Origin of the sequence: Corynebacterium sanguinis, assembly GCF_007641235.1 — a bacterium.
Lineage (GTDB): Bacteria > Actinomycetota > Actinomycetes > Mycobacteriales > Mycobacteriaceae > Corynebacterium > Corynebacterium sanguinis.
The window spans coordinates 1,332,085-1,353,516 of the sequence record NZ_CP038157.1 but is presented as its reverse complement, the minus strand read 5'-3'; the positions used below and the strand labels follow the sequence as shown (position 1 = coordinate 1,353,516).

The 21,432-nt window shown below is 65.2% G+C and carries 17 protein-coding genes; 4 read left to right on the top strand and 13 right to left on the bottom strand.

Annotated features, from left to right (window positions below):
- Positions 1–8 precede the first annotated feature (8 nt).
- From E3227_RS11465 to E3227_RS06565, 8 genes are all read right to left on the bottom strand, one after another.
- A complete protein-coding gene (locus E3227_RS11465) occupies positions 9–185 on the bottom strand; it encodes a hypothetical protein (RefSeq protein ID WP_153257538.1) in 177 nt (58 codons plus the stop codon).
- Complete coding sequence (locus tag E3227_RS06595) at positions 185–682, bottom strand: hypothetical protein (RefSeq protein WP_144317957.1); 498 nt, start codon at positions 680–682, stop codon at positions 185–187. Before E3227_RS06595 ends, E3227_RS11465 begins: the two co-directional genes overlap by 1 nt.
- A 200-nt stretch (positions 683–882) precedes the next feature.
- Positions 883–1,227: a 50S ribosomal protein L27 gene (rpmA, locus tag E3227_RS06590; protein WP_144317956.1), complete on the bottom strand. Its 345-nt coding sequence runs from the start codon at positions 1,225–1,227 to the stop codon at positions 883–885.
- Between the two features lie 25 nt (positions 1,228–1,252).
- Positions 1,253–1,558 (bottom strand): 50S ribosomal protein L21, encoded by a 306-nt coding sequence (gene rplU / locus E3227_RS06585; RefSeq protein WP_136652832.1) that lies wholly within the window; start codon positions 1,556–1,558, stop codon positions 1,253–1,255.
- A gap of 213 nt (positions 1,559–1,771) precedes the next feature.
- Entirely contained in the window at positions 1,772–4,522 is a 2,751-nt protein-coding gene (locus tag E3227_RS06580; RefSeq protein ID WP_144317955.1) for a translation initiation factor IF-2 N-terminal domain-containing protein, read from the bottom strand.
- Between the two features lie 185 nt (positions 4,523–4,707).
- Positions 4,708–6,411 carry an alkaline phosphatase D family protein gene (locus E3227_RS06575; RefSeq protein ID WP_144317954.1) on the bottom strand — a complete coding sequence of 568 codons (1,704 nt, stop codon included), beginning with the start codon at positions 6,409–6,411 and terminating at the stop codon, positions 4,708–4,710.
- 171 nt (positions 6,412–6,582) lie between these two features.
- Complete coding sequence (gene ndk, locus E3227_RS06570; protein ID WP_144317953.1) at positions 6,583–6,993, bottom strand: nucleoside-diphosphate kinase; 411 nt, start codon at positions 6,991–6,993, stop codon at positions 6,583–6,585.
- A 24-nt stretch (positions 6,994–7,017) separates the two neighbouring features.
- Positions 7,018–7,323, bottom strand: a complete 306-nt coding sequence (locus tag E3227_RS06565) for a hypothetical protein (RefSeq protein ID WP_144317952.1) — start codon at positions 7,321–7,323, stop codon at positions 7,018–7,020.
- A 158-nt stretch (positions 7,324–7,481) separates the two neighbouring features.
- Between E3227_RS06565 and E3227_RS06560 the strand changes: the two genes are divergently transcribed.
- The 4 genes from E3227_RS06560 (at position 7,482) to E3227_RS06545 (ending at position 13,046) form a co-directional block, all read left to right on the top strand.
- A complete protein-coding gene (locus E3227_RS06560; protein ID WP_152035103.1) occupies positions 7,482–8,687 on the top strand; it encodes an acyl-CoA dehydrogenase family protein in 1,206 nt (401 codons plus the stop codon).
- A gap of 76 nt (positions 8,688–8,763) precedes the next feature.
- A complete protein-coding gene (locus E3227_RS06555; RefSeq protein WP_144317950.1) occupies positions 8,764–9,954 on the top strand; it encodes an acyl-CoA dehydrogenase family protein in 1,191 nt (396 codons plus the stop codon).
- 364 nt (positions 9,955–10,318) lie between these two features.
- Positions 10,319–11,848, top strand: coding sequence for an AMP-binding protein (locus E3227_RS06550; protein WP_144317949.1), 1,530 nt, complete (start codon positions 10,319–10,321; stop codon positions 11,846–11,848).
- A gap of 13 nt (positions 11,849–11,861) precedes the next feature.
- The gene (locus tag E3227_RS06545; protein ID WP_144317948.1) at positions 11,862–13,046 is read left to right on the top strand and encodes an acyl-CoA dehydrogenase family protein; all 1,185 of its coding nucleotides are present in this window, start codon (positions 11,862–11,864) and stop codon (positions 13,044–13,046) included.
- A 266-nt stretch (positions 13,047–13,312) separates the two neighbouring features.
- Here the strand turns inward: E3227_RS06545 and E3227_RS06540 are convergent, their stop codons facing one another.
- The 5 genes from E3227_RS06540 to E3227_RS06520 form a co-directional block, all read right to left on the bottom strand.
- Positions 13,313–15,502 carry a 3-hydroxyacyl-CoA dehydrogenase/enoyl-CoA hydratase family protein gene (locus E3227_RS06540; RefSeq protein WP_144317947.1) on the bottom strand — a complete coding sequence of 730 codons (2,190 nt, stop codon included), beginning with the start codon at positions 15,500–15,502 and terminating at the stop codon, positions 13,313–13,315.
- Positions 15,503–15,508: 6 nt separating this feature from the next.
- The gene (locus tag E3227_RS06535) at positions 15,509–16,660 is read right to left on the bottom strand and encodes a thiolase family protein (RefSeq protein WP_144317946.1); all 1,152 of its coding nucleotides are present in this window, start codon (positions 16,658–16,660) and stop codon (positions 15,509–15,511) included.
- A 98-nt stretch (positions 16,661–16,758) separates the two neighbouring features.
- Positions 16,759–17,205, bottom strand: coding sequence for a DUF4233 domain-containing protein (locus E3227_RS06530; protein WP_144317945.1), 447 nt, complete (start codon positions 17,203–17,205; stop codon positions 16,759–16,761).
- Positions 17,206–18,708, bottom strand: coding sequence for a bifunctional tetrahydrofolate synthase/dihydrofolate synthase (folC, locus tag E3227_RS06525; RefSeq protein ID WP_144317944.1), 1,503 nt, complete (start codon positions 18,706–18,708; stop codon positions 17,206–17,208).
- The gene (locus tag E3227_RS06520; RefSeq protein ID WP_144317943.1) at positions 18,709–21,432 is read right to left on the bottom strand and encodes a valine--tRNA ligase; all 2,724 of its coding nucleotides are present in this window, start codon (positions 21,430–21,432) and stop codon (positions 18,709–18,711) included.

The following is a 21,432-nucleotide window of genomic DNA, read 5'->3' as shown; positions in this document are numbered from 1 at the left end:
CTGTGCGGTTAGCTGCTCAGCGGAACCACGTTGCCGCCGGAGATCTTCCGGTAGATGTACACCGTTACCAGCGACGCGAGCGGGATGTAGGCCGCGAGGCCAAGGCCGAGGGTGACAATGGTGATGGCGTAGCCAATGAGCGTGAGCAGCAGCAGCGAGGCAAGAATTTTCCAGAATTCGCGCATCACGTCGCGCCGCGTCGCGTCGCCGATAGCGCATCGCCCACGCCGTAACCGTCGATGATGTAGACCTGCACGAACGACAAAATAATGGCCACGGGGATGAACGCGATGAGCGCGAGGATTCCCACCAGCGCGATGAGCCAGGGAGAAACCAAAGAGTCCAGGAAGATCACCAGCGCAAAGATCGCGTACACCACGAGCATGAGCCCCAGCACCACGATGAAGGCAAGCAGGGCGCGGCCAATGGGTACGACTTTGAAGACGTTGCCCCACGTCTGCTCCTCGCCGTGCGTTTCGCGCAGCGCGACCTTGTAGTACAGCGCCGCCAGGTAGATTCTTACGACGAAGACAATCCCGTAGAAAACGACGAGCGCGGCGATCTGCCCGCCGGTCAGGGCGGACGGGTTATCCACGTCGAGCGGGACCGACAACGTGGTGATCATGGCCACGATCAGCGCGATCAGCGCGACGATGAAGATCAGCGACAGGCCAATCCACATGTGCCAGGTGCGCGAGAAGATGCGCTTGAACCCTTAGCTGATGGGGTCGGTAACGCCCCACGGGGCAGGCTGGTGGTCGTGCGGGTACGAGAGGTTCTCGGAGTTAGTAGTCACGCGTACAGCATGCGCCTGAAAAGGTGATACCGAGATTGGAAAAGCACCCCTGGCTGGTCTCAGCCGGGGGTGCTTCGCAGCGCGTCTTAGGCGGTCGCGGTGACCTCGTCGACGGTGCCTTCCTCGACAACGCCTGCTGCCTCAGCGGCCTCGAGGACCTCGGAGGCAACGCCCTGGCCGTCGGCCGGGACGATGTTGACGATGCGACGGTTGCGCTTGATGCCGAACTGGACTGCGCCAGCGGTGAGAGCGAACAGCGTGTCGTCGCCGCCGCGGCCGACGTTGTCGCCCGGGTGGAACTTGGTGCCGCGCTGGCGGACGAGGATCTCGCCGGCCTTGACCTGCTGACCGCCGAAGCGCTTCACGCCGAGGCGCTTCGACTCAGAGTCACGACCGTTCGAGGAGCTGGATGCACCCTTCTTGTGTGCCATTGTTGTATCTCCTTTTTAAGAAGTTCTACTTGATGCCGGTGATCTTGACGGTGGTCTGCGGCTGACGGTGGCCCTGACGAACCTTGTAGCCGGTCTTATTCTTGTACTTGAGGATGTCGATCTTCTTGCCCTTACCGTGCTCGACGATCTCGGCCTCAACGTTTACCTTGGCAAGTGCATCCGGGCCGGAGGTGACGTCTGCTCCATCGACGAGAAGAACCGGGGTGAGTGCAACCTTGTCGCCTGCTTCACCCTCGAGCTTCTCGACCCGGACCAGGTCGCCCTCGGCAACCTTGTACTGCTTGCCGCCGGTCTTGACGATCGCGTACATAGAGGGTAACCCCTTATCTATAACTCGCACGGCTCCGGCATGCATCGGAACCGCTTGGAACAGTGATTTAAGTGCTTTGGGCCTGTTAACCAGGTGTGCCGTGCCTGCATGCGTAGACGGCCAGGCACATAAGCGCCTCTGAACCCAAAACACGGACTGCCAAAGCCTACTACGCCCTCGCCCGCTTCTCCAAACCGCTGGTGCGGCCGAGCGTTACTGCGAGCTGCGTCGCACGGCTCGGCGTCGGCCACGCCCGCCCGTTGCCTTCTTAACGGGCTTTGGCTTATCGACGCCCTCACCACGCGCCTCCGCTGCCGGCTTCGCGCTCTCGGTGGCAGAGCCCGCGGCGCTGGATGTGCTGCGGCGCACCGCGCGGCGGCGCCCACGCGTGGTACCAGCCTTGCGCACCGGCTGCTCGGGCTTGGTGGGCTCTGCCTTGGCGGGTTCCTTCACAGGCTCCGGCTGCTCCGGCTCCTTCTCCTGGGTCTGCGAAGCTCCCCAGAAGTCGTCCGGGTTCGGCCGGTAGTCCGAGCGCGAGTTGCCGCGCGTGCGGCGCTTGCGGCGCGGGGAGCTCTCGAACTCCTCGACAGCTTGCTCGAAGGACTTTTCGGGCTCCTTGTCTGCTGTGTCCTGAACCGAGGAATCACTGCGCTCGGGGGAAGCGTCGGCCCGGCCGCGCCCGCGGCCTCCGCCGCGTCGGCCGCGGCGCTTGCCTTTCGAGCTCGGCGAGGAGGTTGCGTGAGCGTCGTCGGAATCAGTACCAGTATCTTCCTCATCCGCCCCGGAGATCACCGATGCGGCCAACCGGTCGAGCGCGTCTTCGTCGAGTGCGATCGCACCCGAGCCCTCGCGGGCGGGCTTGTCGTTGTCCGTGTCGTTGGCGCGTCCGCGGGGCGTCGTCACGCGCTCTGCGGATTCATCGACGGGGTCCTCGGTGAGGATGAGGCCGCGGCCCTCGCAGCACTCACACGGCGTGGAGAAGGTTTCCAGCAAGCCGGTGCCGAGTCGCTTGCGGGTCATCTGCACGAGCCCCAGCGAGGTGACCTCGGAGACCTGGTGGCGGGTGCGATCGCGGCCCAGCGCCTCCTTGAGGCGACGCAGGACCAGCTCCTGGTTTTCGGGCAGGATCATGTCAATGAAGTCGACGATGATCATGCCGCCGATGTCGCGCAGCCGCATCTGACGCACGATCTCCTCGGCGGCTTCGAGGTTGTTGCGCGTGACGGTTTCTTCGAGCGACCCGCCGGAGCCGGTGAACTTGCCGGTGTTGACGTCGATGACGGTCATCGCCTCGGTGCGCTCGATGATCAAGGTGCCGCCCGAGGGCAGCCACACCGTGCGCGACAAGGCCTTCTGGATCTGCTCGTCGATGCGGTAGTGCTCGAACGCGTCCTGGCAATCGTGCTCGCGGCGCTCGTAGCGCACGAGGCGGTCGGCGAGGTCGGGAGCGACGGAGTTGACGTAGGCGTGGACGGTGTTCCAGGGCCTGTGGCCGTCGACAACTAGCTCGGAGAAGTCCTCGTTAAACAGGTCGCGCACGACCTTGACCAGCAGGTTCGGCTCCTCGTAGAGGGTAACGGGCTTAGCGCCCTTGGAGGACTTTTCGCGCTGCGCCTGCTCCTGGATCGTCTCCCACTGGTTGTGCAGCCGCGTCACATCGGCGGCGATGGCCTCCTCGGGCACGCCCTCGGCGGCGGTGCGGATGATCGCCCCACCCTTCCCGGGCACGACCTTGGCCAGGATCTCCTTCAGCCGCTTGCGCTCGGGCGCGGGCAGCTTGCGCGAGATCCCGGCGCTGCGCCCGCCGGGCACGTAGACGAGGTAGCGCCCGGCCAGGGAAATCTGCGTGGTCAGGCGCGCACCCTTGTGCCCGACCGGGTCCTTGCTCACCTGCACGACGACCTGGTCGCCGGACTTCAGTGCCTGCTCGATGCGGCGCGAGCGCCCGCCCAGCCCTGCTGCCTTCCAGTCGACCTCGCCGGCGTAGAGCACGCCGTTGCGGCCCTGGCCGATGTCGATGAAGGCCGCCTCCATGCTCGGGAGCACGTTTTGCACGCGGCCGAGGTAGATGTTGCCAATCATCGAGGCATTCTGATCGGAGGTGACAAAGTGCTCCGCCAGCACGCCGTCTTCGAGCACGCCGACCTGGGTGATGGTTCCGTGTCCGCTGCGTCGCGCGCGCTCGCGCACCACCATGGTGCGCTCGACCGACTCGCGCCGCGCGAGGAACTCGGCCTGCGAGACGATCTTCGAGCGCTTGCGCTCCTCTTCGCGTTTCTCGGTGCGGCGGCGGCGCTGCGCCTCCAGGCGTGAGGAGCCGCGGATTGCCTTCGGCTCGTCGATGACTTCGACCTGGGAGTCCTCGTCGCGATCCTCGGCCGCGGCGCTGACGGTCTCGCCCTCATCGCTTGTCGACGCCCTCTTCGCCCGGCGCCTCTCCGCACGCGAGGGCGCCTTGAAGATGGGCACGTACGCCGGAGCCTCCGTCGACTCGGGCGCGGGCGTGACCTCGGGTTCAACATCGGTCAACAACTCGTCGCTGCCCTCGATGTCCTCGGGGTCCAGCAGAGCGTCGCTGTCTGTGGGCTCTTCGCTCTCCGTCGCCACGAGCTCCTTGTCCACCTTCTCCTCGATCTGGCGGATCTCATTTTCCACATCCTTGCGCACGCGCTTGCGGATCTTTTCATCGGCCTCGGCCGCGGCGTCGTCGGAGGCGGCGTCCAGGTGGGCCGGGGCGGGCTCGCTGAGGGCGTCGAGAAGCTTCTCGCTCTCCGCGCGAGACAGCGATGATTGCGCGACCTTGACCAATCCCATCTCGGTCAGCGCGACAATGACCTCCTTCGACGGCACGCCCAGCAACTTGGCGAGCTGGAACACCCGGGTCTTGTCGCTGAGCTGGCTGCGGTCGAACTCGGCCGCCTTGCGTTGCGTGTCTGAGAGTGTGGAATTGTCATCTGTGGCCACGGAGAATCTCCATTCATTGTCCGGGCTGCGCGGGCGGGCACCGGGCGCTGGCGATCTACTTCGTCGCCGCCGCCGCACAGTGCCGCCCCGTCCCGGGATGCGGTTGTAAGCTTTTCAAGCGTCACCGCGCAGATGCGCGCGACGCTTCACCGCCTATTGTGGCACAGCGAACCGGCCAGCGCCCCTTAGACGTAGCCGACGCCGGCGCGCCAGGTGTACGTCGCTGCCACCCCGACCGGGGACTCCGGGTTTTCGTAGTCCGCCACGCGGTAGAACTCCATGCCGACCTCCGTCGGGCGGATGCGCGCGACGGCGTAGCCGTGGGCGTCAAGGTCCACGTGCTTCACAGCCGGGTTGAGCTTGCGCAGGAAATCCTCCGCGAGCAGGGAGACCGGGTTGTTTTCCGGGTGGTAAACCTTGGTGTAGGTGGTCACCGTGTCGCCGACGTTCGCCGCGCTAATCGACGACGTCACCAGCTCACAACCAATCTCCTGTCCGTTGTGCACGATCGAGTTCGCCCACTCGGTGTGAATGTCGCCGGTGAGGAAGAGCACGTTGGCGTCGTCGGCGGCGAGCTCGTCAAAAAGTCGGTTGCGGGCCCAAGCGTAGCCGTCCCACTGGTCCGGGTTCATCGGAATGCCCGCAACCAGGGTGGAGAAGTCCTCGATGAGGCGGTTGACCATGGACGCCTCGGAGCTGGTCTCCGCCATCGCGCCGAGGGTCAGCGGGGCAATCATCACCGAGTTGCCCATCACGTTCCAGGTGGTGTTGGAGTTGCGCACCACGGAAGAGAGCCAGTCGAACTGCTCCGAGCCGAGCATCTCGCGGCCCTCGGCAGTGGCGGCAAAGCGGGAGGGCTCCTCGTCGCGGTAAGTGCGCAGATCCATGATTGTCAGGTTGACCAGGCTGCCGAACTGCAGGTTGCGGTAGATGTGGCCGCCTTCGGACGGGCGCGTGGCGCGCACCGGCAGCCACTCGAAGTAAGCCTGCTGGCCCGCGTTTCGACGCTCCAACCACGGCCCCTCCGTGCCCGCCGTGTGGTTTTCCGCGCCGTCGCGCCACGAGTTGTTGGCCGTCTCGTGGTCATCCCAGATGACAATCCACGGCGCCGCCGCGTGCGCGCGCTGCAGCGCGAGATCCTGCTTGTAGCGGCCGTGACGGGCTCGGTAGTCCGTCAGCGTGATGGTCTCATTGTGCGGGGTGTGCACGCGCGAGGTGCCGCTTTTGCCGACGTAGCCGCCGGTCTCGTACTCGTAGATGTAATCGCCCAGGAACACGACTGCGTCGAACTCGTCGCGCTCGGCGCGCTCGGCCATGTCGCGGTAGGCGGCGAAGTAGCCCGCCTCCCAGTTTGCGCACGAGGCCAGCGCGAAGTTCACCTGATCCACCGTGGCCTCATACGCTGGGGCGGTCTTGGTGCGGCCGACCGCCGAGTACACACCGTTGTAGCTAAACCGGTAGAAGTACACGGTGCCCGGCTGCAAACCGTTGGGGTCGACGTGGACGGTGTGGTCGACGTCCGCCCTCGTGGTCACGCTGCCAGAGCGCACCACGGTGTCGAAATCCGGTGCAGTCGCGACCTCCCAGCCGACGGTCGCGGCCTCGCCAACGCCGGAGCCCGGGGTGGCTTCCGGGCTGACGGTCACGCGCGTCCACAGGATCACCGACACCGGCGTCGGGTCGCCCGAGGCGACACCGTGCATGAAGTGCGAGTATTCGGACTCGGGCGCGCCAGGCAGGACGCGGCCGCTGGCGATCGACGAGCCCTGGGCTGCCGAGGACAGATCCGAGGAGAGCTGCGCGGAGGCGTACGGGGCGGCGGCGACGCTTGCGGCGGCAACGCCGGAGCCGACGATGAAGGAACGGCGGGGGAAAGACTGCGAAGACATAGGCTCATCGTTCAATGGCCCCCGCGCGACCGCAACACGGGTGCGCAGTGTTGGCCAAGACTTCGCCGCGGGTTTACCGCGCGTTCACACCCCCTGCGATATGTAAGGGCGGCAAAACAAAACACGCCGCGCGCGGGTGGCGGCGGCGTGGGGGCGTCGAAAAGCGAAGTGCTACTTGTTCGGGAACCAGATGGCGATCTCGCGCTCGGCGGACTCCACCGAGTCGGAGCCGTGGACGACGTTCTCGGCGACGCTGAGAGCGAAGTCGCCGCGGATCGTGCCCGGGGTGGCCTTCTCCACCGGGTGGGTACCACCGGCGAGCTGGCGCCACGCGGCGATGGCGGACTCACCCTCGACGATGCCGGCCACAAGCGGAGCGGACGTGATGAAGTCCACGAGCTCGCCGAAGAACGGCTTATCGGAGTGCTCGGCGTAGTGCTTCTCCGCGGTCTCGCGGTCCGCGGTGCGCAGGTCGAGCTCGACGAGCTTCAGGCCCTTGCGCTCGATGCGGGTGATGATTTCGCCGACGTGCCCATTGGTAACGCCGTCCGGCTTGATAAGGATGAGAGTGCGTTCAGTCATGATTGCTTACCCTACTAAACGTGGCTACAGCTCGCGCACCGCGCGTGCAGCATCCTCGGCCGAGGCGTAGCGAAACCACATCTGTACCTGCCGGATCGCCAGCGACGTATTGCCCTCGGCCTTCATCTGGCGGATCGTCTCCTCCTGCACCTCGTCGAACGCGATGGGCTCTTCCACCCGGTTCTGGAATGTGTCGTAGAACCCGAGCAGGAGAAACACGGCCGCGAGGATGATGGCGACCACCGAAACCCACCCGGGGAGGGCGAACCAGCTGCCCGCCAGAGCGACGAGGGAGAAGACGGCGGCGAATACAAACCAGAGGGTGCGCATGGGGCAAAGTGTAACTGCGCGCTACCCGGTGTGAGCAGCGCATTAAGATAGTGACGAAGTAGACAGCGAAAAACGGTACAAATTAGTTGCGCAACATTGCGACATGAGTCACAATGAGCAGTAGTTCCGATTTAGACAACACAATGGAGGTTGTTCCAGTGTCAGACACCACCGAGTTCAAGCCGTTCCAAGGCATCCCGCTCGACCCCCGCACCGACTACTACCGCGTCTTCGAGGACATCGAGGGCGAGGACCTCGAATGGTGGAAGAAGGCTCGCGACTTCTGCGAGTTCGCCCGCCCCTTCGTCAACGACGCGTGGGAGAAGGCCGAGTACAACATCCCCGGCGCTGAGGAAGCAGCACGTCGCGGCCTGATCCGCGACGGCATCGACATCGAGGGCCAGCCCGCGATGAGCATCCGCGCAAAGCGCATAATCGGCATGGAGGCCTCGCGTCTCGACGCCTCCACCGCCACCGCATTCGGTGTCCAGGCTGGTCTGGCCATGCAGTCAATCAACTCGTTCGGCACCGACGAGCAGAAGGCCAAGTACCTCGGCCCGATGTCGCGCATGGAGATCCGCGGCGCGTTCGCCCTGACCGAGCCGGATCACGGCTCCGACTCCATCGCCCTGGAGACCACCGCCGTCCGCGACGGTGACGACTGGGTCATCAACGGCGAGAAGAAGTGGATCGGCCACGGCTCCGTCGGCCACATCACCGTGGTCTACGCCCGCATGGAAGACGGCAAGGTCGGCGCCTTCATCGTCGACCAGGACCAGGAGGGCTACGAGGCCACCACGATCACCGGCAAGGGTTCCCTGCGCGGTATCCCCCAGGCTGAGATCAAGCTCAACAACGTGCGCGTTTCCGACGACCGCCGCCTGCCGGGCTGCAAGTCCTTCCGCGACACCGCACAGGTGCTCATGAGCACCCGCATCGGCGTGGCCTGGAGCGCCCTCGGCCTGGCCATCGACTGCTACGAGAAGGCCCTGAAGTACGCCTCCGAGCGCCACCAGTTCGGCCGCCCGCTGATCAAGAACCAGATCATCCAGCAGCGCCTCGCTGACATGCTGATGGATGTCACCGGCATGGCTCTGTACTGCAAGCGCCTGCTTGAGCTGGAGGAGTCCGGCGAGGTCACCGAGCAGCAGGCCGCCCTGGCCAAGGTGCACAACACGCGCGCCGCTCGCCGCGTTGCCGCCAACGCGCGCGACATGTTCGGCGGCGTGGGCATCCTGCTCGAAAACGACGTGATCCGCCACTTCACCGACATTGAGACCCTGCACACCTACGAGGGCACGGACACCATGCAGTCGCTTATCGTGGGCAAGTCCATCACCGGCGTCGGCGCGTTCACCAGCTAACCCCGCCTGACGCTTCAACGACAGCCCCAATGGACATCGATCCGTTGGGGCTTTTCCACACGAAAGGTAAAAAGACATGACTGAATCCGCAGCTAAGCACCATCTTCTCGACGCCCGCGCCGACTACTACCAGGTATTCGCCGACGTCGACGGCGACGACCTCGAGTGGTGGCGCGCAGCCCGCGACTACGCGCAGTGGGTTTACCCGCAGGTCAACGAGGCTTGGGAGAAAGCCGAGTACAACATCCCCGCCATCGAGGAGGCGGCGCGACGCGGTCTGATCCGCGACGGCATTGACATCGAGGGCGAGCGCCCCATGTCGATCCGCGCGAACCGCCTCGTGGCGTTGGAGCTGGCCCGGTGTGACGCGTCGACGGCGACGGCAGTGATCGTCCAGGCTGGCCTGGCGATGCAGTCGATCAACAGCCTCGGCTCTGAGGAGCAGAAGAAGAAGTACCTCGGCCCGATGGCGCGCATGGAGATCCGCGGCGCGTTCGCGTTGACTGAGCCGGATCACGGCTCCGACTCTGTGGCTCTGGAGACGACTGCGAAGCGCGACGGCGACGACTGGGTCATCAACGGCGAAAAGAAGTGGATCGGCCACGGCTCCGTCGGACACATCGCGATCGTCTGGGCGCGTAAGGACGACGGCGAGGTCGGCGGCTTCATAGTCGACCAGGACGCCCCCGGCTACCACGCAAAAACGATCGAGGGCAAGGCGTCGCTGCGCGGAATCCCCCAGGCACACATCACGCTTAACGACGTCCGCGTGCCCGACGACCGCCGCCTCCCCGGCGCCCGCACGTTCCGCGACACCGCCGCGGTGCTGGGTGGAACGCGTTTGGGCGTGGCCTGGAGCGCCCTTGGCATGGCGATCGACTGCTACGAGAAGGCGTTAAAGTACGCCTCCGAGCGTCACCAGTTCGGCCGGCCGCTGATCAAAAACCAGATCATCCAGCAGCGCCTGGCAGACATGCTCATGGATGTCACCGGCATGGCCCTGTACTGCAAGCGCCTGCTCGATCTCGAAGAAGCCGGCACGCTTAACGAAAAGCAAGCTGCGCTCGCGAAGGTGCACAACACGCGTGGTGCGCGACGCGTAGCCGCCAACGCGCGCGACATGTTCGGCGGCGTCGGCATCCTGCTCGAAAACGACGTGATCAGGCACTTCGCCGATATCGAAGCACTGCACACCTACGAAGGCACCGACACGATCCAGTCTCTGATCGTTGGCAAGACGATCACCGGGGTTAGTGCTTACCGGTAGGTTTTTGCTGGAAGATGTCAGCATGGGTTTGGGGCGTTGCAGGCATCAAAAAAGCGTTGACATCTTCACCGGGAAGATCTCAGCCTAAATTTGGGGCGCTGCAGGCATCAAAAATGCGCTGATATCTTCGACTCGAAGATCTCAGCGTGAATTCGGGACGTTTCCGGCATCAAAAACGCCCTGAGCTCTTCCTTAAAAAGACCCCAACACAAACCCGGCGCATCACAAACAGAAAAACGCCCAGGCATCTCCCCCACACCCAAGCTCCTTCACCTGATTTTTTCAGGCCAACAGGCTACGCACGAGCAGTTTCTCTGATAGAACTAACAACTGGTGCGTTACCCGTCACACAGAGGAGCCCATTATGGCCCAAGCCACATACGCTGATGGCATTATCAGCAGCCCGTTCCCCGACCTCGAGATTCCCAACAAGGACATCTACTCGCTCATCTTCGATGATCTGAGCGAGGAAGACGCAGCCCTTCCTGCGATGACCGAGGTCACCACCGGCGCCAGCGTCACCTACGGCGAGCTGAAGCAGCGTTCCGACGCCATCGCCGGCGACCTGCACGCCCGCGGCATCGGCGTCGGTGACACCGTGACACTGCAGGTCCCGAACTCGATCAACTTCGCAATCGCACTGCTCGGTGCGGCGAAGGTAGGCGCCTGCGTCAGCCCGGTCGGGATGCTGATGAACCAGTCGGATGTCGCGCACATCATTGAGGCGTCGAACTCTTCCCTGTTCATTGGCCCGACGAACATGGAGTCCATCCCGCAGATCTTCTCGATGGAGCTCGCAGACGTCGTCGCACGCGGGCAGGAAGCACCCGAGGTCGACGTCGATCCGGAGTCCCTCGCCGCGCTGCCCTTCTCGTCCGGCACAACGGGCTTTCCCAAGGGCGTGATGCTCACGCACCGCAACTTGGCCGCGAACATCGTGCAATCGAACTTCATGCTCGCCGAAAACGGCATCACCCACGGCGTGAAGATCCTGGCTGTGCTGCCGTTCTCCCACATCTACGGGTTCACGATCATTCTGCTTGGCCCGCTGCTTGACCGGATGCACCTGTTCACCATGCCGAAGTTCGACCAGCAGCAGTTCCTCAGCGCGCACGAGGAGCACGGTATCCAGCTGACGTTCATCGCCCCGCCGATGGCGGTGATGCTGGCCAAGGAGCCGTCGATACGCGTTGAAGGCTTCAGCTCCCTCGAACTCGTCATGTGCGGCGCCGCGCCGCTGAGCGAGGCGACCCTCAGCGAGGTGGAAAAGCGCCTAGACACGCGCGTCATTCAGGGCTGGGGCATGACCGAGGCCTCGCCGCTCGTGACATCGTGCAAGCACGGGGTCAGCGCGGGTGCGAGCGTCGGCATGCCGATTCCGAACACCGAGCTTCGCCTTGTCGACGCCGACACGCTTGCCGACGTCGCCCCCACCGAGCGCGGCGAAGTCCTCGTCCGCGGCCCCCAGGTGATGAAGGGCTACATCAACAACCCCAAGGCAAACGCCGAAACGCTTATCGACGGCGGCTGGTTGCGCACCGGAGACATCGCCTACTTCAACGAGCAGATGGACCTGATCATCGTCGACCGCGCCAAGGAAGTGATCAAGTACAAGGGCTACCAGGTTGCCCCGGCCGAGCTCGAAGCCGTGCTGCTGACCCACCCCGGCATCAAGGACGTCGGCGTCGTCGGCGTTGAGCGTGATGGGCTGGAAATCCCGCGCGCGTTCGTCGTCAAGCAAGCGGACGCGGAACTGACCGCCGAGGAAATCATGGACTGGGTCGCCGAGCGCGTCACCCCTTACAAGAAGGTGCGCGCCGTCGACTTCATCGACGAGATCCCGAAGAACCCCTCCGGCAAAATCCTGCGCCGTGCGCTGCGCGAAATCGACTAGAAGAAGGAACCACGTGGCACTCTCACCCCAAGAACTCATCCTCCCCCGCGCCGACTACTACCAGGTCTTCGCGGACATCGACGGCGACGACCTCGAGTGGTGGCGCGCAGCCCGCGACTACGCTCAGTGGGTTTACCCGCAGGTCAACGAGGCTTGGGAGAAAGCCGAGTACAACATCCCCGCCATCGATGAGGCAGCACGGCGCGGGCTCGTGCGCGACGGCATCGACATCGAGGGCGAGCGCCCCATGTCGATCCGCGCCAACCGGTTGATCACCATGGAGCTTTCGCGTTGCGACGCCTCCACCGCCACCGCTCCCCTCGTCCAAGCGGGCCTGGCGATGCAGTCGATCAACAGCCTCGGCTCTGAGGAGCAGAAAAAGAAGTACCTCGGCCCCATGTCTCGTATGGAGATCCGTGGCGCGTTTGCGCTGACGGAGCCCAACCACGGCTCCGACTCTGTGGCGCTGGAAACCACCGCCACGCGCGACGGCGACGACTGGGTCATCAACGGCGAAAAGAAGTGGATCGGCCACGGCTCCGTCGGACACATCGCGATCGTCTGGGCGCGTAAGGACGACGGCGAGGTCGGCGGCTTCATAGTCGACCAGGACGCCCCCGGGTACAGCGCTGAAACCATCACGGGCAAGGCGTCCTTCCGTGGGCTGCCGCAGGCGCACATCAAGCTCAACGACGTTCGGGTCTCCGAGGATCGGCGCCTGCCGGGTGCGAACTCGTTTAGGGACACCGCGGGCATCCTCACCGGCACGCGCCTCGGCGTGGCGTGGAGTGCGCTCGGGCTTGCGATTGACTGCTATGAGAAAGCGCTCGACTACGCCTCCGAGCGTCACCAGTTCGGCCGGCCGCTGATCAAAAACCAGATCATCCAGCAGCGCCTGGCAGACATGCTCATGGATGTCACCGGCATGGCCCTGTACTGCAAGCGCCTGCTCGATCTCGAAGAAGCCGGCACGCTTAACGAAAAGCAAGCTGCGCTCGCGAAGGTGCACAACACGCGTGGTGCGCGACGCGTAGCCGCCAACGCGCGCGACATGTTCGGCGGCGTCGGCATCCTGCTCGAAAACGACGTGATCAGGCACTTCGCCGATATCGAAGCACTGCACACCTACGAAGGCACCGACACGATCCAGTCTCTGATCGTTGGCAAGACGATCACCGGGGTTAGTGCTTACCGGTAGGTTTTTGCTGGAAGATGTCAGCATGGGTTTGGGGCGTTGCAGGCATCAAAAATACGTTGACATCTTCACCGGGAAGATCTCAGCCTAAATTTGGGGCGCTGCAGGCATCAACAGTGCGCTGAGCTCTTCCCCCCGAAGATCTCAGCGCAAAACTGGAGCACCACACGCACTAAAACACGCTGACATCTTCACCCCAAGACAAAATAACAGCGCCCGCCCCCGGCACAACAGATCCGGGGGCGGGCGCTAAGTGCACCTCACGTGCGCTAGTTGTTCAGCGGCTTGCGGGTCTTCGCCATGTGCTCAGCGCGATCAGCGTTTTCCTGTCGCGCGAGAACGTCCGATGCTGCCGTAACCTGGCGGTCAGCCAGCTCCGCCTCGGTGGCCTTGCCCTCACCAGCGAAGACCGAGGCCAGAGCCTCGCCGATCGCACGGTCGGTCTCGGAGCCGTCCGTGTACTCGAGCGTCTCCGAGGTCAGGGGCAGTTCCGCGTCGGCGGGGGCGGTGTAGCCGTCGACAAGCGAGCGAGCGAGATCAAGCGCCTGCTCGACAACGTGGTCGGGGCTCATGATTACGCGGTCGTTCTTGCGCCAGAAGTCGACGTTGAACGCGGGCACTGGGCGCACGTTGAGCAGCGCGTCGTAGGCGACCTTGTGCGCGTTCGGAACGCCGAGCTCCAGAAGGCGCTCAAGCAGTCGGACCGGGCCGGACCATGCCGGGAACAGGCCGACGTTGCGCTCCGGGAAGCCAACGCGGGTCTCGCCGTGGATGACGGAGGCGTCGGTGTGCAGCAGCAGCTCCATGCCGCCGCCGAGAGCGACGCCGCGGACAGCGCCGACGACGGGGTACGGGGCGCGTCGCAAAGCGTGCAACCCGTCGATGCCCTGGCGGATGGTGGCCTTGCGAGCCTCCGGGTCGCCGTTGGGGCCGGAGATCTCGGCCAGGCGCGGCAGGTTAGCGCCCGCGGAGAACGCGCGCTCCTCGTCGTTGGCGATCACGAGGGCCTTGAGGTCCCACTCGCCCGCCTTGGTGAACAGCTCGGTGACGTCGTCCGTGGAGGAGTTCAGCGGCGTCTTGTACACGAACACGCCGATGCCGTCGTCAAGCTTGTACACCGTCGCGCCCGCGTTCTCGGCAACGACTTGCGCACCCTCAACGAGTTCGGAGATGCGCACGACGCCCTCGCGGTCGGCGCGCTGGGTCAGCTCGCCGCTGGTGCTCAGCACCTGGCCGTCGACGTAGAACCCGCCGGCAGCCTGTGCCGCGGCGAGCAGCGCCGGCGGCGTGTCGTACAGCGACGCGACGTAGTCGAGGCCGATGGAGTCGGCAAGCGCGAACGGGCCCTTCTTCCAGCCGTAGCCGAGCTCCATGGTCACGTCGATCTGCTCAACCGTGGAGGCGATCTCCTCGGCTGTGTCGCAGCAGTACTTCAAGGTCAGGCGGAACAGTTCGCGGGCGTAGTGGCCCTCGGGCGTATCCGATTCCATGAGCTCGCGAGCGCTCTTGGGCACCTCGTAGGACTTCTTCGGGCGGTAGTCGTGCGCCTCGAAGTCGTAGACCTCGTCGCGGCCGCGGTAGAAACCGGACTCAGCGGTGCGGCCGGTGTAGCCCTTCTCCAGCAGCTCCTTGAACTGCGGGGAGTCGGTTACGCCGAAGTCCTGCATCGCGTCGTCGGCAGGCAGGGCCTTGAGCAGCGTGCCCCAAATGTGGGGAGCGACCTGCAGGCCGACGTAGTCGAACAGGCCGAACACGCCGGTGCGCGGGATACCGAAGGGCTTGCCGAAGGCGGTGTCAGCCTGCTCCGGGGCGATGCCCTGCTCGAATGCGACCTGCGCGCCGGCACCCATCCAGAAAGTACCAATGCGGTTGGCGATGAAGCCTGGGGTGTCGCGGCAGTCGACGACGACCTTGCCCAAGTCACGCTCGAGGACCTGGCGCAGGGCGTCGGCGATCTCCGGGCGGGTGTCGGGGCCCTGGACCAGCTCAACCAGGCGCATCACGCGCGGCGGGTTGAAGAAGTGGGTGATGGCGAAGTCGCCCTTGAACTCATCGCTGGACTCCGCCAGCAGGGTCTCAAGCGGGATGGTCGAGGTGTTCGACGTCACCGGGGTGCCCGGGGTGCGGTGCTTGTCCACCTTGGCAAAGGTGTCGCGCTTGACGTCGATGTCCTCGAAGACAGCCTCGACGATCCACTCGGCCTCAGCAAGGCGGTCGAGGTGATCCTCCGTGTTGCCCGGGACGACGCGCTCGGCGTACTCGGGGCGGGTGAAACCGTGGCGCTTGACCTGGGTTTCAATTCCTTTGCGGGCGCGCTCGTCGCGGTCCTCACCGTCGGCGGGCAGGTCCAGCAGGTGGACCTTAATGCCGCCGCTGGCAAGAAGCGCGGCGATGCCGGCACCCATGGAGCCAGCGCCGAGGACTGCTGCGGTTTTAATCTTTTGCAACTCGCGTGTCATGTGTGATTAAACCTCCAGAATGAGAGCGATTCCCTGGCCGCCACCGATGCAGGCGGTGACAAGGCCGAGTCCGCCGCCGGCGTCCTTCAGGGAGTGGATGAGCTTGGTGATCAGGATGACGCCGGTTGCACCAATCGGGTGGCCCAGTGCGATGGCGCCGCCGTTGATGTTGGTCTTGTCGTTGTCGAAGCCGAGCTCGTCGGACACCGCGATCGCCTGGGCGGCGAACGCCTCGTTCGACTCGATGAGCTTGATGTCGGACAACTTCAGGCCAGCCTTGTCCAGCGCACGCGGCACGGCGACGGTCGGGCCCAGGCCCATGTACTTCGGGTCGCAGCCAGCAACGCCCCAGGAAACGATCTTGGCCAGCGGGTTCAGGCCGAAGTCCTTCAGGCCGGACTCGCCGGTGAGCACGAGCGCTGCGGCGGCGTCGTTGATGCCGGAGGAGTTACCCGGGGTAACCGTGCCCTCCTTGGCAAAGGACGGGCGCAGGCCAGCGAGCTTCTCTGCGGACGTCTGGCGCGGGTGCTCGTCGGTGGTGAAATCGCCGACGGGGATGATCTGCTCCTCGAAGCGCCCGTTAGCGATGGCATCGGCGGCGCGGGTCTGCGACTGCAGAGCGAACTCGTCTTGGCGCTCGCGGGAGATGCCGTACTTCGCTGCGACGTTCTCCGCGGTGATGCCCATGATGCCGTTGCCCATCGGGTCGGTCAGGGCGCCGGTCAGCCAGTCAACCAGCTTGCCGTCGCCCATCTTGCGGCCCTGGCGCATGCCCTCGACGGAGTAGGGCGCCTGGCTCATGACCTCGACGCCACCAACGAGGGTGAGACGGGAATCGTCGCTGTGGATCTGCTGAGCCGCGCTGATCGCGGCCTGCACGCCGGAGCCGCAGAGGCGGTTGACGCCGTAGGCATGCGAGCCCTGCGGAAGCCCAGCCTCAAGTGCGACGGAGCGCGAGGTGAACAGGTCGCGCGGCGCGGAGGTGACCACATTGGCCCACACGGCGGAATCGAACTGATCCGCCGGCACGCCGGAGTCGTCGATGACGGCCTTGGCGGCAAACGCACCGAGCTCGGTGGTGTGGAACTTCGACAGGGATCCGCCGAACGTACCGATAGGGGTGCGCTTGGCGTTAGTGATGTAAATAGATTCGGACATGCCGCTCCTTCGGAGTTTTAGGCTACTGCGTTACATGTCCTTCCCAGTCTAACGGAAGTCACACCGCCGGGTAGCGGCGGTGCACCTAATACACCCGGCTAGGAATCGTCTGCCGTTCCCAGGTGCTGGGTGACCAGAAAGCCGCGCTCCATGCGGGCGATAATGTCCGCGCGCAGACGGATGATGAAGAACCACACCACGGCGAACATCACGCCGACGGCCGTGACGGACCAATGCACGAAAAACCCGAAGACCAGCGGAATCTGCAGCGCCAGGTTAATCCACAGCGCACCGGGCAGCCGCTGCAAGAACGCCATGACCACGTGCGCGAGCCCGATAACGGTGATGTAGACCCAGTTGAACGTGGTCCAGTGCGCGCCACCGTCAACCTTGAGCACAACGAGCAGGATCAGAAAGACAGTGAGCGCCTCCATGATCAGCGTGCCCGAGAGCACGCCGTTAAGCCCCTTTAAGGGGTCTTTGACCGGCGCGTGACCGGGGCCCAGCGGGCTCGTCTGCGGCCGGGACGTCCTTTTGGAGCTCATTTAGGGTTCCTTTCCAAACATGGTGCGGGCCTCGCCCGCCGTGACGACGGACCCGGTAATCACAACACCGGATCCTGATTGCACGCCCACCTCGGCGAGCGCGTCCTCGGCAAGCTCCACGGCGAGCTCGTAGGCATCGGCAAGGCGGGTAACCACGTGCACCCGCTCGTCGCCGTAAATCTCGCGCGCCAGCTCCGCCAGCTCGTAGGCGTCTATCGCGCGCGGCGAGGTATTTTGCGTGATTACCACCTCGGTGAACACGGGCTCAAGGGCGGCGAGGATGCCTGTGGCGTCCTTGTCGCCGAGCACGCCGAGGACACCGATGAGGCGTGTGAAATCGAAGTCGTTGGCAAGGGCGTCGGCAAGCGCGCGGGCCCCATGCGGGTTGTGGGTGGCGTCGATGAACGTCGTCGGCGTGGCGCGCACGCGCTCCAGACGGCCCGGTGACTCCACGCTGGCGAAGCCGCGACGCACGGTGTCAGCGTCGAGGGGACGCTCGGAGCTCGCGCCGTGGAACGCCTCCACCGCGGCGAGCGCGACGGCCGCGTTGCGGGCCTGGTGCGGACCGGACAGCGGCAGGAAGATGTTGGTGTACTCCCCGCCGAGCCCCTTCAACGTGAGGTTCTGACCACCCACGGCGACCGTCGCCTCGGCCACCGTGAACTCGCTGCCCAGGCGCGCGACGGCCGAGCCGGTCTCCACGGCGGCCTCGAGCACCACGCGCATCGCCTCCGGTTCCTGGTCGGCGATAATCGTGACTGAGTCCGGGTTGGTGATAATCCCGGCCTTCTCCCCCGCGATCTCGGTCAGCGTCTCGCCGAGGTAGTCGGTGTGGTCGAGGCCGATCGGCATGATCACGTTGACGTCGGCCTCGATGACGTTGGTGGCGTCCCAGCGCCCGCCCATGCCGACTTCAACCACGGCGACCTCCACGGGGGCGTCGGCGAACGCGGCGTAGGCCAGGCAGATCAGCGCCTCGAAGTAGCTCAGGCGCTGGCCGCTGTGCTGATCCGCCAGCTCCATGTACGGCGCGACCTGGTCGTAGATGGCAACGAACTGCGCCGGGTGGATGGGGGCGCCGTCGATGCCGATGCGCTCGGTGATCAGCTGCAGGTGGGGGCTCGTCGTGCGGCCGACCCGGTGGCCGAAGGCGCGCAGCAGAGACTCGATCATCCGCGTCGTCGACGTTTTGCCGTTCGTGCCCGCGACGTGGATGGAGCGGAAAGACGTCTGCGGCTCGCCCAGGTAGTCCATCACGAGGCGGACGCGATCGAGCGTCGGGTCAATCTCCGTTTCACCCCACCTTTTGAGCAGCTCGGCCTCCACGCGTCGCAGCTCGGCGATGTCGTGCTCGGTCACCGGGCGGGGTTTCGCCTCCTCGTCGGTGGGTTCGTCGCCTAGGCCACCGAGGTTGAGCTTCAGGCCCGTGTCCTCCAGCGAAATGTCGTAGTCCTGCGGCAGGTCACCCAGATCGGCGAAGTCGCCGGTAGCGTCGTTGACCATTTAGGCCTCCGGCAGGGACTCGAGGCGAGCGCTGATGCGTTCGAACTCTTCCTGCGCGATCTGGCGGCGGGCCTTGATCTTCTCCACGACCTCGGCCGGTGCCTTGGCCAAGAAAGACTCGATGCCCAGCTTCTTGCCGGTGGTCTCGAGCTCCTTTTCGGCCTCAGCGAGCTCTTTGCTCAGCCGCTTGCGCTCGGCGGCGATGTCGACGGTGCCCGAGGTATCCAGCGCCACGTCAAGCGTCGCCTGGCTTAGGCGCACTTCAACGCTTGCCGACGCCTCAAACTCACGCTCAGGAGTCTCCACCTTCGCGATCGAGCGCACCAAATCCTCCTGGCCGGCGAGGTCGGCGCGGGCAAAGTCGAGGCGGGCCGGCACCTTCTGCGAGGGCTTGACCCCCTGGTCGGAGCGGAAGCGGCGCAGCTCGGTGATCAGCTTGACCGCGTCCTGGATGCGGCGGCGAGACTGCGTGTCCCTCTCCGCGCCTCCGTTGGTGTCCTCGGCGGTGGGCCACGGCGCGAGGGAGAGCGACTCCTGCTCGGTCAGCGCGGTCCACAGCACCTCGGTGACAAACGGCATCGTCGGATGCAGCAGGCGCAGCACGACGTCGATCACGCGGCCAAGCACGATCTGTGTGCTGCGACCGCGGGCTCGCTCGGCATCGCTCGCTGACTCTGCGTCGCGCGGGATCTGGGTCTTGGCAATCTCCAGGTACCAGTCGCACAGCTCGTCCCACGCGAAGTGATACAGCTCCTCGTTGGCCTTGGCGAACTGGTAGTCATCCAGGTAGGCGTCGACGGAGGCGCGCACCTCCTCGGCGCGGTCGAGGATCCACCGGTCGGCGTCGGTAAGCTCCGCGCGCGCCGGCAGCGGGCCCACCGCGGCGCCGTTGAGTAGCGCGAACTTGGTGGCGTTGTAGAGCTTGGTGGCGAAGTTGCGGGCCGACTGTGCGTTGTCCTCGCCGATCGGCAGGTCGATGCCGGGGTTCGCGCCGCGCGCCAGGGCGAAGCGCAGGGCGTCGGCGCCGAAGCGCTCCACCCAGTCCATCGGGTCGATGCCGTTGCCCAGCGACTTCGACATCTTGCGACCCTTTTCGTCGCGCACCAGCCCGTGGAGGTAGAGGTCGGTGAACGGAACCTGGGGGCGCCCGTCGTTGCCCGCCGGGAACAGCTCCGGGGTTTGGGTGGCGGCGAACGTGCCGAACATCATCATGCGCGCGACCCAGAAGAACAGGATGTCGTAGGCAGTGACCAGCACGGATGTCGGGTAGAACGCCTCGAGCTCGGGCGTCTTTTCCGGCCAGCCCATGGTGGAAAACGGCCACAGCGCCGAGGAGAACCAGGTGTCCAGCACGTCCGGGTCCTGGGTGTAGCCCGCCGGCGGCTCCTCGTCCGGGCCGACGCACACGATCTCGTCGTTCGGTCCGTAGAAAATCGGGATGCGGTGGCCCCACCACAGCTGGCGCGAGATGGTCCAGTCGTGCATGTTGTCGACCCAGTCGAAGTAGCGCTTCTGCATCGACTCCGGGTGGATCACGGTGTCGCCGGAGCGCACCGCCTCGCCGGCCATGGCGGCAAGCTTGTCCACCTTGACAAACCACTGCAGCGACAGGCGCGGCTCGATCGCCTCGCCGGATCGCTCGGAGTGGCCCACCGAGTGGACGTAGGGGCGGACCTCCTTGACAATGCGGCCCTGGGCGGCCAGCGCCTCGCGCACCGCAACGCGAGCCTCCTCACGGCTCATGCCGTCGAACTCGGTGCCGGTATCGGCGATGCGCCCGGCGGTGTCCATGATGATCGGCATGTCCAGGTCGTGGCGCAGGCCCATTTCGTAGTCGTTCGGGTCGTGCGCCGGGGTGATTTTCACCGCGCCGGTGCCGAGCTCCATATCGACGTAGTCGTCCGCGATCACGGTCAGGGTGAGGTCGTCGCGAAGCGGGTGCTCAAACGTCTGGCCCACGAGGTGCGCGTAGCGCTCGTCGACGGGGTGGACGGCGATGGCGACGTCGCCAAGCATCGTTTCGACGCGGGTGGTGGCCACGACGAGGTGCGGCTCGTCGTCGTTAAGCGAGCCGTAGCGGATGGAGACGAACTCGCCCTCGACGTCCTTGTAGATGACCTCGATGTCGGACACCGCGGTCTCCAGCACCGGGGACCAGTTGACCAGGCGGTAGTCGCGGTAGATCAGGCCGGCGTCGAATAGCTGTTTGAAAATTGTCTGCACCGCGCGCGACAGCCCCTCGTCGAGGGTGAAGCGCTCGCGCGACCAGTCGACGCTGTCGCCGATCGCGCGCATCTGCGACGCAATGGTTCCGCCGTAGTTTTCCTTCCACTCCCAGACGCGGTCGACGAACGCCTCGCGGCCTAGGGAGTAGCGGTCCTTGCCCTCGTCCTCCTTGAGCTGGGCCTCGACCTTGGTCTGGGTGGCAATCCCGGCGTGGTCCATGCCCGGCAGCCACAGGACCTCGAAGCCCTGCATGCGCTTGCGGCGCACGAGCGCGTCCATCAGCGTGTGGTCCAAGGCGTGGCCCATGTGGAGCTGGCCGGTGACGTTCGGCGGCGGCAGAACGATGGAGTAGGTCGGCTTGCCGGAAGCCGGGTCGGCGGTGAAGTAGCCCTTGTCTACCCAGCCGTCGTAAAGAGCCTGCTCGTGCTCGCGCGGCTCCCACGCTTTGGGCAGCGCGTCGGCGCGGTTTTTGCCTACCAAGTCATCTCGTTCAGTCAC